Consider the following 12,538-nt stretch of genomic DNA (forward strand, 5'->3'; position numbering starts at 1 on the left):
TCCGCGAGGAGGGTTCCGTGCATCCCGTACTCGTCATCGCTCTCGGCGCCACCCTGCTCACCGTCACCGGGATCGCCTTCGGCGGCACCTTCCTGCTGCGCGTCGCAGGCGGGCACGTGCCGGCCAACGATCTGCAGAAGTCCTTCTTCCGCGCCGGTCACGCCCACGCCGGCGTCCTCGTCACCCTGGGACTGCTGGTCGCCGTACTCACCGACGCCGTCGGCGCCTCACCCGGATGGGCCGCCGTGGGCGCGATCGCAGTGCTCGGCTCGGCAATCCTGATTCCCGCCGGGTTCTTCCTGTCCGTACTCGGCCGCGACCCCCAGCGGCCGGGCGCCATGATCGCCTGCGTGTGGCTCGGCGCCGCCGCCCTCGCCGCCGGCGTGACGATCTCAGGAGTCGTGGTTCTCGGCGCCGGAATCGGTGCTCTGGCCTGACGGGTGCACCTGCTCGATCGTCGTCGCACGCGGATGCTCGGGCCCGGTGGTGATCGCCAGGCGGGGGGCTCGGTGCAGATGCTCGCGCGCGAAGGCCAGCGACCGGGTCAGCGCGCCCGCCCGCGCGGACCGTGTGCGCGCCCCCTGGGTACTGACCTCCAGAACGACGTGCCCGGAGAAGTCGCTCTCGGCCAGCAGCCGGCACACCTGTTCGCACGGCTGACCACCGTCGCCCGGGAGCAGATGCTCGTCCGTCGACGCACCGTGACCGTCCGCGAGGTGCAGATGAGCCAGACCACTGCCCATCCGCTCGGCGAGAGCCATCGCGTCCATCCCCGCCGTGGCCGTGTGCGACAGGTCCAGTGTGTAGTGCGCGAAGCCGGTGTCGGTGGGATCGATCGACGGGCTGAAGGCCGATACCGCCCGGCCGGGCCCGCCCCGTCGTCTCATGCGCTGCGCGGTGCGGTCGCGGCCACCGAAGAACACGTCGGCGCGCATCGGGTACATGTTCTCCACCGCGACGACCACATGACTGCGGTCCTCGAGGTCCGCGACCTGATCCGCGAAGCCCTCCGCGTACCGGCGCTGCCACCGGAACGGCGGATGCACCACCACCGAGGCGGCCCCGAGCGCCTCCGCTGCTCGCACCGAACGCTCGAGCTTCGCGGCCGGGTCCGGACCCCACACGCGCTGCGAGATCAGCAGGCACGGCGCGTGCACCGCCAGCACCGGGATGCCGTACTTGCGCACCAGCGCCTGCACCGCACGCACGTCCTGGCTCACCGACTCCGCCCAGACCATCAGCTCCACGCCGTCGTAGCCGAGCTCGGCCGCGTAGCGGAAGGCCGCCTCGGTGTTCTCCGGGTACACCGAGGCGGTGGACAGTCCGACCAGGATCTCTCGCGACAGAGTGCTCATGACGACGGGCCGGTTCAGCCGGTGGGCAGCAGGAACAACAGCGGACCGAATGTCACGAAGGCACCCACGGCGAGGGCGATGAGCTGGCTCGCGATGTCGTCGGTGCGGCGGAGGATACGCACCATCGCCACGAGACCGACGATGACCAGCAGGGCAAGTGCGAACGCCACCCACGGCAACACATCCCACAGCTGCTCGAACCCCTTGAACAGCAGTGCGCCCGCGACGATCGCGACGATGCCCTCGCCGATCAGCCACGCCCACTGGGCGATCGCGCCGCGGGACTTTCCGGTGTCGGACGGGGCCTCTGCCGCGGCCGGGGTCTCCGCCGACGCGGCAGCGCCGCGACGAGAAGCGGGCTTCTCCCGCTGCTCCGCGTCCTGCTCGTCCGCGGCCACGGCCTTGCCGATCGTCTCGGTCTCGCCGTCGGCGGTGTCGTCGCTGCTGCCCCGCAGGTCGCTCGCGGGGCCGGACAGCAGCCTCGGTTCGGGCGTGTCGGCGGGCCGCGCCGGCGCATTCGCGGCCACCTCGGCGTGCGCCCGCGCCCGTCGCGGCAGGACGGCCGGACGGATGATCTCGGTCGGCGATTCGACCTTCACCGGCGGCACCGGCTCGGCCGCCGACTCCTCGCGCGTCCGGTGCAGGGACGTCGGGACCGGGGTCTCGGGCCCGGGCGACTCGGCCTCGGGGCGCCGGGATTCGCGGCGGTCCGCCTCGGCCGCCACCGGTGTCTGCGCCTTCGGCGGCTCCGGCGTCTGCGCCTTCGGCGGCTCCGGCGTCTGCGCCTTCGGCGGCTCCGGCGTCTGCGCCTTCGGCGGAGCGGACACGACCGGCGCTGCCTCCGGGACGCCGGCGCCGGAGTCCTCGGCCTCGGAGACGGCAGTCTCCGGGACAGCGGTTTCGGGCGCGGCAGTCTCGGAATCCTCGGTCTCGGGGACGCCCGCCTTCGACGTCTGGGCCGATTCCGGGACGGTGACGGGAATCTCCCCGGTCAGCTCCGCGACCGAGATGCCGCCGCTGACGCCGCGGCGGCGGCGTCCGCCGGCGCGGGAATTCACCTTCTGGCCGTTACGGGCCAGCAGCTCCGCGACGGAGATCTGCCCGGTGTCGGTGCTGTTGCCGTCCGTCATTGCGAAACCACCATCAGTTCGCCCCCCATCTCGGTGTCGAGCTTGCGGAGAATGAGCCCCTCTCTCAGGGCCCAGGGACAGATATCGAGCGTTTCCACTCCCAGCGCGCGCATGGCGGCCTCCGCGACGAGGGCACCGGCGACGATCTGCTGCGACCGGTCGGAGCTCACGCCCTCGAGCTCGGCACGGTCCGCGGCTGTCATGCGGGAGATGAATGCGATGAGCTGACGCAACCCGGCGGCGGTCAGGGTGCGCCGCACCCGGGGGCCCGCCGACGAGGGGGCGGCACCGGTCAGCCGTGCGAGGGTGCGGAAGGTCTTCGAGCTCCCCACGCACAGGTCGGGAACGCCGGCCGCCCGCAGTTCCTCGGCGGGCCGGACGAGCTCGGCGTCGAGCCAGTCCCGCAGCACCGCGACGCGCCGCTTGCCGGGCGGGTCCTCGCTCAGCCAGTCCCGGGTCAGGCGCCCGGCACCGAGCTGCAGTGAGAACGCGACGTCGGGGTCCTCGTCGCCCCCGAAGGTCAGCTCCAGGGAGCCGCCGCCGATGTCCAGGCACAGGATGCGTCCCGCGCTCCAGCCGTACCACCGCCGCACCGCGAGGAACGTCAGCCGGGCCTCGTCCACCCCCGAGAGCACCTCGAGTGCGACGCCGGTCTCGGCGCGGACGCGACTGAGCACCGCGTCGGAGTTAGTGGCATCGCGCACCGCCGAGGTTGCGAAGGCCATCAGCTCCTCGCACCCGGAGGTACGCGCGATGCCGGCGAAGTCGGCGACCGTCTCGACCAGCCGGTCGGCGCCCTGGGGGGTGATGTCACCGCGGTCGTCGATGTTCTCGGACAGGCGCAGGGTCGCCTTCGTCGAGCTCATGGGGGTGGGATGGCCACCGCGATGAGCATCCACCACGAGTAGGTGAACGGTGTTGCTTCCGACGTCGAGTACCCCTAGGCGCACATACATACGGTACTGGGTCTACCGTCGGGTCCTGTGACAGCAGGTATGCCCGGTGCCGCCCACAAGCAGGTCCCGGCCCCCGAAGTTCCCCTCGATTTCCCGCGCGAATGGGTCGAGTTCATCGACCCGGACAACAGCGAGCACGTCGTCGCCGCCGACCTGACGTGGCTGCTCTCCCGCTGGACCTGCGTGTTCGGCACGCCCGCGTGTCAGGGCATCATCGCCGGCCGGCCGGACGACGGATGCTGCTCGCACGGCGCGTTCCTGTCGGACGACGACGATCGCGCCAAGCTGGACGCCGCCGTGAGACATCTCACGCCCGAGGACTGGCAGTTGATGCCGAAGGGACTCGGCAAGAAGGGCTATCTCGAGGAGGACGATCTTGAGGACGAGCCGGCCCTGCGCACTCGCCGCTACAAGGGCGCGTGCATCTTCCTCAACCGGCCGGGCTTCGCCGGGGGCATCGGCTGCGCGCTGCACAAGATGGCACTGCGACGCGGCATCGAGCCCCTCGAGGTGAAGCCGGACGTGTGCTGGCAACTGCCGATCCGCCGCACCCAGGACTGGGTCGAGCGGCCCGACGGCACCGAGGTGCTACGCACCGTCGTCACCGAGTACGACCGGCGCGGCTGGGGCGAGGGCGGCCACGACCTGGACTGGTACTGCTCCGGCTCGCCGGACGCCCACGTGGGTGCCGCGCCGGTGTGGCAGTCGTACGCACCGGAGCTGCGTGAGCTGATCGGCGACGCCGCCTACGAGGAACTCGCGCGGCTGTGCCGTCGTCGCGAGGGGCTGGGCCTGATCGCCGTGCATCCCGCGACGACGGCCGCCGCCGAGCGCACCCCGTAGCCGGGCCCCTACCCTTCGAGCTTGTAGCCCAGGCCGCGGACCGTGACCAGGTGCTGCGGCTTGGCGGGGTCGGTCTCGATCTTCGAGCGCAGCCGCTTGACGTGGACGTCGAGGGTCTTGGTGTCGCCGACATAGTCGGCACCCCACACCCGGTCGATCAGCTGGCCGCGCGTGAGCACCCGGCCGGAGTTGCGCAGCAGGTACTCCAGCAGGTCGAACTCCTTGAGCGGCAGCGTGACGGGATTGCCGGCCACGTGCACGACGTGCCGGTCCACGTCCATCCGCACCGGCCCGGCCTCGAGGATCCCGTCGTCCTGCGTCGCCTCGGCGTCGCTCTCCCCGCCGCGGCGCAGCACCGCACGGATGCGGGCGATGAGTTCGCGCGCCGAGTACGGCTTGGTGACGTAGTCGTCCGCCCCCAGTTCGAGGCCGACCACCTTGTCGATCTCGCTGTCGCGCGCGGTCACCATGATCACCGGCACGCCGGACCGGGTGCGCAGCTGCTTGCAGACATCGGTGCCGCTCATGCCGGGCAGCATCAGGTCCAGCAGGACGATGTCCGCGCCGGCGCGGTCGAATTCGGCGAGCGCCGACGGTCCGTCGCCGACGACGGTGGTCTCGAAGCCCTCCTTGCGCAGCAGGAACGCGAGCGGATCCGCCAGCGATTCCTCGTCCTCCACGATCAGCACACGCGTCACTGCTGGTCCTCCGTACCCTTTGTCACCTGGTGCATCCGGCTCATTTCCGATTCTCGTCGTAGGTGTCGGCATGGTCGTCACGGCTCCCCCGTCATCGCTCCACCGTCAGTGCGGGCCCGCCCTCGTGGCGCGGGGAGGCACCGTGGGATTCGCGGGGATCGGCGGAACAGGCCGGGATGAGGAGGGTGAACGTCGACCCGGTTCCCGGCTGGCTCCACAACCGGATCTCCCCGTTGTGGTTGGCGGCGACGTGCTTGACGATCGCCAGCCCGAGACCGGTGCCACCGGTGGCGCGGGAGCGGGCCTTGTCGACCCGGAAGAACCGCTCGAAGACGCGCTCCTGGTCCTCCTTCTCGATCCCGATGCCGCGGTCGGTCACCGCGATCGCGACCTTGCCCGCGCGCAGGGACCGGCTGACCGATACCGGCGAACCCGGAGACGAGTAGGCGATCGCATTCTCGATCAGATTGGCCAGCGCGGTGACGAGCAGCGTCTGGTCGCCGAGGACCTCGTAGCCACTGGCGGCGTCGGTGGTGACGGTGATCTGCGCGTTCTCGGCGGTCAGGCGGGTGCGGCGCAGAGCCTCCTCGACGACGTCGTCGACCTCGACCACCTCGAGGTTCGGCAGCTTCTCGGCCCCCTGCAGGCGCGAGAGCGCGATCAGTTCGGTCACCATGTTGCCGAGCCGGTTGGCCTCGCTCTGTAGCCGGGTTCCGAAGTGCCGCACGGATTCCGGGTCGTCGGCGGATTCGAGCAGGGCTTCGGCGAGCAGGGCCATCGCGCCCACCGGGGTCTTGAGTTCGTGGCTGACGTTGGCGACGAAGTCCCGGCGCGTGGCCTCCATCCGGACCTGCTCCGAGTCGTCGTAGGCGTACAGGGCAACGAAGCGCGCGTCGTCGTCGAGCAGACGCCGCGCGACGCAGCGCACCGCCACGCGCTCACGACCGCGAGGGGTCTTCGCGGTGAGGTCGAGTTCGGTGGGCTCACCCGTCTCGAGGACGCGCGTGGCGGCCGCCCAGGCCGAGTCCTCCACGAGCCGGTTGCGGACCAGGCCGAGTTCCTCGGCACGCGGGTTGAACAGGATGACGTCGTGGAAACGGTCGACGACGGCGATGCCCGTGTCCGCGCCGAAGACCACGCGATCGAGGACCTGCGCCATGGTGAGGTCGGCGTCCGTGCGGTCGGCGGACCGGCGCCGAAGGAGCCGCATGAGCACGATCGCGGACACGGCACCGAGGACGGCGGCCCCGGCGAGCAGCACGGCCTGCGCAACAGTCACGTCTCGAATCGTACGTAGGCGCGGCGTGGTGGTGACAGCGGGTCGGGGCATTCCGCCGCACGTCACACCGCATGTTCACAGCATTTGCCGCGTGTTCACCGCCCGTTTCCCCGGGGCCGCGGGCAGCCGCCCGCGGCCCCCGGGAACTACCGGCCGCCCTGACCGGCGACGGCGGCGGCCCCCGCCGCGGCCGCCTCGGGATCGAGGTACGTGCCACCCGGGTTCAGCGGGCGCAGGTTCTCGTCGAGGTCGTAGCGCAGCGGGATGCCGGTGGGGATGTTCAACCCGGCGATCTCCTCGTCGGAGATCCCGTCGAGGTGCTTGACCAGAGCACGCAGCGAATTGCCGTGAGCCGTGATCAAAACGGTCCGGCCGGCCCGCACGTCCTGGGAGATGGTTTCCTCCCAGTACGGGATCAGGCGCTCGACGACGTCCTTCAGGCACTCGGTGAGCGGCACCTCGTCGACGTCCGCGTACCGGACGTCGCTGTCCTGGCTGTACTTGCTGCCGGCCTCGATCGGCGGGGGCGGGGTGTCGTAGCTGCGGCGCCACAGCATGAACTGCTCGTCGCCGAACTCCGCCTTGATCTCCGCCTTGTTCTTGCCCTGCAGCGCGCCGTAGTGCCGCTCGTTCAGGCGCCAGTCACGCACGACCGGGATCCAGTGCCGATCCGCGGCGTCGAGCGCGTAGTTGGCGGTGCTGATGGCGCGGCGCAGCAGCGACGTGTAGAGCACGTCCGGCAGGAGATCGTGCTCGGCGAGCAGTTCACCGGCCCGCTTGCCCTCGGCGATCCCCTTGTCGGTCAGGTGGACGTCCACCCACCCCGTGAAGAGGTTCATCGCGTTCCATTCGCTCTCGCCGTGGCGGAGCAACACAAGTGTTCCGTTGGTCATGGGCCAATCCTGGCACGCCCGCGTGGCGGTGCCACGTCCGCACTGTTCGGCGAATTCCCCCGCAGGAGACGCACGCATCGGATATATGTGACAACGGTTGTTTCCAGAATGTCGTCCGGATGGGGGCTTCTCGTGTTCGACACCCGATTTTCCCGCCGCACCTTCCTCACCGCCCTGGGCGCCCTCGCGGTCACGCCCGCCCCCGTCCACGCCGCCCCGCGCTCCCCGGCACTGCGGTCGACGGGCCGCCGCGTCGCCGTGCTCGGCGGCGGGGTGGCGGGCCTGACGGCCGCCCACGAACTGATCGAACGCAGTTTCGAGGTCACCGTCTTCGAACCGACCGCCCTCGGCGGCAAGGCCCGCAGCATCCCGTCGCCGGGCACCGCGGCCGGCGGCCGCGCCGACCTGCCCGGCGAGCACGGTTTCCGGTTCTTCCCGGGCTTCTATCAGCACATCCCCGACACGATGCGGCGGATCCCCTTCCCGGGCAACCCGAACGGCGTGTTCGACAATCTCGTCGCCGGCGCCGCCTTCCGGATGGCGATCCCCGGCGGGCCCGACCTCGTCGCCCCGGCGTCGATCGCCCCGCTGCCCCACGGTGCCCTCGATCCCGCCTCGCTGCAGGACTCCCTCGCCGCCGCCTTCTCCCTCGGCGGCGCGATCCCCCCGCACGAGCTGGCCGTCTTCACCCGCAAGCTGGTGATGTTCCTGACCAGCAGTCTCGAACGACGTAACGGGCAGTGGGAACACCGGACGTGGTCGCAGACACTCGAGGCCGACGGCAAGTCGGCGGCCTACCGCAACATCCTCGTCTCGGCCCTGACCCGTCAGCTGGTGGCCGCCCGGCCCACCGTCGCCTCCACCCGCACCATCGGCATCATGGGCCAGGCATTCGTATGGAACGCGATGGGCACCGTCCCCGCATACGGTCATCTCGACCGGGTCCTTGCCGGTCCCACCGACGAGGCGTGGATCGCCCCGTGGGCCGCGCACCTGCGCGACCTGGGGGTCGTATTCGAAATGGGCTGGGCAGCAGAGGGACTCGACATCGCGTCCGGCTCGATCACCGGAGTACGGCTGGTGGACGGCAACGGCACCCGGTCCGTCGCCGAAGCCGACTGGTACGTCGCGGCGATGCCCGTCGAACGGGCCACGCCCCTGTGGTCACCGCAGATCCTCGCCGCCGATCCTCGCCTCGAAGGCATGCGGAACCTGCACACGGACTGGATGGTGGGCATCCAGTACTTCCTGCGGCGGCCCACCCCGATCGCGGCCGGTCACGTCGCATACCTCGGCTCGCCGTGGGCACTGACCTCCATCAGCCAGGGCCAGTTCTGGCGCGGCGACTTCGCCACCCGCTACGGCGACGGCAGCGCCCACGACTGCCTGTCCGTGGACATCTCCGACTGGGACACCGCCGGCATCCTCCACGGCAAGACCGCGAAGGAGTGCACGGCCGAGGAGATCGCCCGGGAGACGTGGGCCCAGATGTCGGCGTGCCTCGACGACACCGGCACCGGTGTCCTCGACGCGGACGACATCGTCTCCTGGTTCCTCGATCCCGGCATCCGGTGGGATCCCGCGCAGGGCCGCAACACCAACGCCACTCCCCTGCTCGTCAACACCGCCGGCTCCCTGTCCGACCGGCCGGCCGCCCGCACCGCGATCCCGAACCTCTTCCTCGCCGGGGACTACGTCCGCACCGACATCGATCTCGCCACCATGGAGTCGGCCGGCGAATCCGCGCGCGCGGCCGTCACCGCACTGCTCGAGGCCGCAGACTCGCCCGCCGCGCCGCCGGCGCTGTACCGCCTGTACGAGCCGGCCGAACTCGAACCGGCGCGCCGCATCGACGCCGACCGCTACCGCGCGGGCCTGCCGCACCTGCTCGACGTGTGACGACGCGCGCTCCGGGCACCTGTCACCTCACGGCTCCGGATGCGGCGAACCGTCCCCGCACGGCCGCCGAATTCCGACATACTGCCCTCGAACGCGACGAAAGGGCATGCCCATGAGCGAGACCTCGGTACTCGTGGTCGGCGCCGGCCCGGTCGGACTGACCGCCGCGCTGGAACTGCGCCGCCGCGGCGTCGACGTCGTGATCGTCGACCGGCTGCCGGAACCGCCGCAGTACGCCAAGGCGGTCGGCATCCAGCCGCGCACCCTGGAGGTCTGGGACGCGATGGGCGTGGTCCGGCCGGCGCTCGACGTGTCCGCGCCGATGCACGGGCAGATCCTCTACGTCGACGGCCGGCAAGTGATGCGCCTCGAACTCGAACTGCCCGAGGACGTGCCGTACCGGTTCGTCTGCATGCCCCAGTACGCCACGGAGCGGGTGCTGACGCAGGCCCTGGCCGAGCACGGCACCGTCGTGCGCCGCGGCGTCGAGCTCACCGGGTTCGAGCGGACCGCGGACGGCGTGGTCGCCGCCCTGCGCGACGGCGACGACACCACGCGGCTGGTGGCCCGTTACCTGGTCGGCTGCGACGGTGCGCACAGCGCCGTCCGAAAAGGACTCGGGGTGTCCTTCGACGGCGACGCGTTTCCCGAGGAGTACATGCTCGCCGACGTCGAACTGGACTGGTCGATGCCGGGCGGCTACGGCATCCGCGCCTCGACGACGAGCGACGGGACGACCACGGACATGATGGTGTGCATCCCACTGCCCGGCACCGGCCGCTACCGCCTGTCGACCTTCGTGGCGCCGGACCTGGCGACCTCCGCCTCCGGCGCCGGAGCCGTGGCCCACGGGCTCGAGGGCGGACGCCGGCCCACCCTCGGCCACATCCAGGCCGTGCTCGACCGGCTGGCACCCGAACCGACACGGGCCGATGCCCTGCGCTGGTCGTCGGTGTTCCGGATCAGCCACCGCCTCGCCGGCAGCTACGGCGGGGGCCGGGTGTTCCTGGCCGGGGACGCCGCGCACATCCATCCCCCGACCGGGGCACAGGGCATGAACACCGGTATCCAGGACGCCTACAACCTCGGCTGGAAGCTTGCGCTGGCAGTGCAGGGACGCGCCGCCGACGGCCTGCTCGACAGCTACGACGCCGAGCGCCGGCCCGTCGGGGAGGAGGTGGTGGGCCGCACCGTGCGGCACGCCCGGCAGGGCCTCGGGGCCGGGGAGACGGACGCCGCGACCGCGATCGCACGCGAGGCCCAGCTGCTGCTCGGCTACCGGGACAGCACGCTCGTGGGTAGCGCCGGGCCGCACGGCGGCGGCCCGGCTCCGGGCGATCGTGCCCCCGATGCGACGGGGTTGCGGCAGGACGCCGTCGCCTCGCCGCTGCGGCTGCACGACCTGCTGCGCCACCCCGGCCACACCGTGCTGCTGTGGGCGCCGACGGCGCAGGCGCTGCAGGCACAGCGACAGCTCGCCGAGCACGCGACGGACCGCTTCGGGGACGCGCTGCGGGCGTACGTGCTCGTGGCGGGAAGCACCGGGAGCCCGGCGGACGGGCGGGTACTGCGCGACGACGCGGGCCGCGCCGCGCGGGCATACGGTTTCGACGGTGCCGTCGCGGCCGTGGTGGTGCGGCCGGACGGCTATGTCGGGTTCCGGGCGCAGGATCCGACGCTCGAGGCGCTCGCGGCGCATCTCGGCCGGATCCTGCGACCCGGGTGGTGACCGGCTACGACGTCGGCGTGCGCAGATCCTTACGGAGGATCTTGCCGGCTGCGGACTTCGGGACGGTGTCGATGAACTGCACCTGCCGCACCTTCTTGTGCGGCGAGACCCGCTCGGCGACGAACGCGACGACCTCCTCCTCGGTGAGTTCGGCGTCCGGCTGGCGCACGACGAACGCCTTGGGCACCTCCTCGCCTTCGTCGTCGAGCACGCCGATCACCGCGACGTCGGCGATCTTCGGGTGGGTCAGCAGCAGCGCCTCGAGTTCGGCGGGCGGCACCTGGTAGCCCTTGTACTTGATCAGTTCCTTGAGCCGATCGACGATGGTGACGTTGCCGGCCGCGTCGACGGTGGCGATGTCGCCGGTGTGCAGGAACCCGTCGGCGTCGAGGGTCTCCGCGGTGGCCTGCGGGTTGCCCAGGTAACCGACCATGACGTTGGGGCCCTTGCACCACAGCTCACCCGGCTCGGAGACCCCCTCGCCCGTGGGGTACTCGACCTCTTCGCCGGTGGTCGGGTCGACGAGCTTGCACTCCATGTTGGCGATCGTCGGGCCTACCGAGTCGAGCGGCACGTCGTCGCCGTCGAACGGAATGGCATGGCTGACCGGGCTCATCTCGGACATGCCGTAGCCCTGGCGGACCGTCCATCCGAGTCGCGCGGACACTGCGTTCCCGAGCGCCCTGTCCAGCGGCGCCGCGCCGGAGAACACGGTGTGCACGCTCGAGAGGTCGTACTGGTCCACGAGCGGGTGCTTGGCCAGGGCAACGGCGACGGGCGGCGCGATGAACACGTAGGTGCACTTCTGCTCGGAGACGATCCGCAGGAACTCCGGCAGGTCGAACTTCGGCATCGTCACCAGCGACGCGCGGTTGACCAGGGCGGCGTTCAGAAGAACGGTCATGCCGTAGATGTGGAAGAACGGCAGGACGGCGAGGATCCGGTCGTCGGGTTCGATCCTGATCGGGGACTTGATCTGGCACACGTTCGCCACCAGGTTGGTGTGCGTGAGCATCACGCCCTTGGGGCGACCGGTGGTGCCGGACGAGTACGGCAGCACCGCCAGATGGGTGGCCGGGTCGAACGACACCTCGGGGGCGGGGGCGTTCTCGGCGAGCAGGTCGCGCAGGGAGGGATGCCCCTCGGCGCCGTCGAGCACGACGAGACGGTCGTCGGGGATGCCGACCGCGGCCGCAGCCTCCTTCGCGTGCGGCAGCAGCGGCGAGACGGTGAAGAAGAACGTCGCCTTGGAATCCTCGAGTTGCTTGGCGATGTCCTCGGCGGTGTAGAGGGCATTGACGGTGGTCGCGGTGGCCCCCGCCCGCAGGATGCCGTGGAACACGGCCGCGAAGGCGGGCACGTTCGGCGAGAGCAGGCCGACGACGTCACCGACTCCCACCCCGCGCGCCGCGAGCGCACCGGCGATGGCGTCGATCTGCCCGATCAGGGTCCGGTAGTCGGTGACGGCTCCGGTCGCGCCCTCGATCAACGCCGGGCGATCGAGGTCCGATTCCGCGATCGAACCGAACAGGAAGTCGTAGACACTCAGTGCCGGGATCTCGACGTCGGGAAAGGGACTGCGAAAGCTCATTGGTTCTCCTCGGGGGCAGGAATCTCTGGCACGCCGTGCCAGACGTGCCGGGAGTACGGTATCCGACGGCTGTGAAGGCAGTCACAGGCATGCCGGACACTACCGGGTCGAGGACCGTCGCGTGCCCGGTCGCGTGCCCCCGAGCCCGGCCGATCGGGCAGTGTC

The 12,538-nt window shown here is 71.0% G+C and carries 11 protein-coding genes; 4 read left to right on the forward strand and 7 right to left on the reverse strand.

What is annotated here, in order from left to right; all coding sequences use genetic code 11:
* The first annotated feature begins 17 nt into the window (after positions 1-17).
* The gene (locus tag ACM26Y_RS18400; RefSeq protein WP_416061531.1) at positions 18-437 is read left to right on the forward strand and encodes a hypothetical protein; all 420 of its coding nucleotides are present in this window, start codon (positions 18-20) and stop codon (positions 435-437) included.
* Here the strand turns inward: ACM26Y_RS18400 and ACM26Y_RS18405 are convergent.
* Genes ACM26Y_RS18405 through ACM26Y_RS18415 form a run of 3 tightly spaced genes read right to left on the reverse strand, consistent with a single transcriptional unit; the run spans position 393 to position 3,435 of the window.
* Positions 393-1,355, reverse strand: coding sequence for a sugar phosphate isomerase/epimerase family protein (locus tag ACM26Y_RS18405; RefSeq protein WP_003937546.1), 963 nt, complete (start codon positions 1,353-1,355; stop codon positions 393-395). The genes ACM26Y_RS18400 and ACM26Y_RS18405 overlap by 45 nt on opposite strands.
* 14 nt (positions 1,356-1,369) lie before the next feature.
* On the reverse strand, positions 1,370-2,485 hold the full coding sequence (locus tag ACM26Y_RS18410) for a hypothetical protein (protein ID WP_416061532.1): 1,116 nt from the start codon (positions 2,483-2,485) through the stop codon (positions 1,370-1,372).
* Positions 2,482-3,435 (reverse strand): Ppx/GppA phosphatase family protein, encoded by a 954-nt coding sequence (locus ACM26Y_RS18415; RefSeq protein WP_081608759.1) that lies wholly within the window; start codon positions 3,433-3,435, stop codon positions 2,482-2,484. The genes ACM26Y_RS18410 and ACM26Y_RS18415 overlap by 4 nt, the downstream gene beginning before the upstream one ends.
* A gap of 45 nt (positions 3,436-3,480) precedes the next feature.
* Here ACM26Y_RS18415 and ACM26Y_RS18420 point away from each other — a divergent pair, with 45 nt between their 5' ends.
* A complete protein-coding gene (locus ACM26Y_RS18420) occupies positions 3,481-4,284 on the forward strand; it encodes a hypothetical protein (RefSeq protein WP_003937543.1) in 804 nt (267 codons plus the stop codon).
* Between the two features lie 8 nt (positions 4,285-4,292).
* On the opposite strand, the gene ACM26Y_RS18425 is transcribed toward ACM26Y_RS18420, so the two are convergent.
* From ACM26Y_RS18425 to ACM26Y_RS18435, 3 genes are all read right to left on the reverse strand, one after another.
* Positions 4,293-4,982: a response regulator transcription factor gene (locus ACM26Y_RS18425; protein ID WP_003937542.1), complete on the reverse strand. Its 690-nt coding sequence runs from the start codon at positions 4,980-4,982 to the stop codon at positions 4,293-4,295.
* A 91-nt stretch (positions 4,983-5,073) separates the two neighbouring features.
* Positions 5,074-6,261 carry a sensor histidine kinase gene (locus ACM26Y_RS18430; RefSeq protein ID WP_003937541.1) on the reverse strand — a complete coding sequence of 396 codons (1,188 nt, stop codon included), beginning with the start codon at positions 6,259-6,261 and terminating at the stop codon, positions 5,074-5,076.
* A 146-nt stretch (positions 6,262-6,407) separates the two neighbouring features.
* Positions 6,408-7,154 (reverse strand): phosphoglyceromutase, encoded by a 747-nt coding sequence (locus ACM26Y_RS18435; protein WP_003937540.1) that lies wholly within the window; start codon positions 7,152-7,154, stop codon positions 6,408-6,410.
* 108 nt (positions 7,155-7,262) lie between these two features.
* Here ACM26Y_RS18435 and ACM26Y_RS18440 point away from each other — a divergent pair, with 108 nt between their 5' ends.
* Both ACM26Y_RS18440 and ACM26Y_RS18445 read left to right on the forward strand, forming a co-directional pair.
* Positions 7,263-9,053 carry an FAD-dependent oxidoreductase gene (locus tag ACM26Y_RS18440; protein WP_416061533.1) on the forward strand — a complete coding sequence of 597 codons (1,791 nt, stop codon included), beginning with the start codon at positions 7,263-7,265 and terminating at the stop codon, positions 9,051-9,053.
* Positions 9,054-9,165: 112 nt separating this feature from the next.
* The gene (locus tag ACM26Y_RS18445) at positions 9,166-10,782 is read left to right on the forward strand and encodes an FAD-dependent oxidoreductase (RefSeq protein ID WP_416061534.1); all 1,617 of its coding nucleotides are present in this window, start codon (positions 9,166-9,168) and stop codon (positions 10,780-10,782) included.
* A 4-nt stretch (positions 10,783-10,786) separates the two neighbouring features.
* Here the strand turns inward: ACM26Y_RS18445 and ACM26Y_RS18450 are convergent, their stop codons facing one another.
* Positions 10,787-12,373, reverse strand: coding sequence for an AMP-binding protein (locus tag ACM26Y_RS18450; protein ID WP_371383460.1), 1,587 nt, complete (start codon positions 12,371-12,373; stop codon positions 10,787-10,789).
* Between the last annotated feature and the right edge of the window lie 165 nt (positions 12,374-12,538).

This window comes from Rhodococcus indonesiensis, assembly GCF_047782815.1.
GTDB classification, from domain to species: domain Bacteria; phylum Actinomycetota; class Actinomycetes; order Mycobacteriales; family Mycobacteriaceae; genus Rhodococcus; species Rhodococcus indonesiensis.

Coding starts and splice junctions, on each gene's coding strand:
- ACM26Y_RS18405 (WP_003937546.1), bottom strand. CDS start 1,355: ATGAGCACTCTGTCGCGAGAGATCCTGGTCGGACTGTCCACCGCCTCG.
- ACM26Y_RS18410 (WP_416061532.1), bottom strand. CDS start 2,485: ATGACGGACGGCAACAGCACCGACACCGGGCAGATCTCCGTCGCGGAG.
- ACM26Y_RS18420 (WP_003937543.1), top strand. CDS start 3,481: ATGCCCGGTGCCGCCCACAAGCAGGTCCCGGCCCCCGAAGTTCCCCTC.
- ACM26Y_RS18435 (WP_003937540.1), bottom strand. CDS start 7,154: ATGACCAACGGAACACTTGTGTTGCTCCGCCACGGCGAGAGCGAATGG.
- ACM26Y_RS18440 (WP_416061533.1), top strand. CDS start 7,263: ATGTCGTCCGGATGGGGGCTTCTCGTGTTCGACACCCGATTTTCCCGC.
- ACM26Y_RS18445 (WP_416061534.1), top strand. CDS start 9,166: ATGAGCGAGACCTCGGTACTCGTGGTCGGCGCCGGCCCGGTCGGACTG.
- ACM26Y_RS18450 (WP_371383460.1), bottom strand. CDS start 12,373: ATGAGCTTTCGCAGTCCCTTTCCCGACGTCGAGATCCCGGCACTGAGT.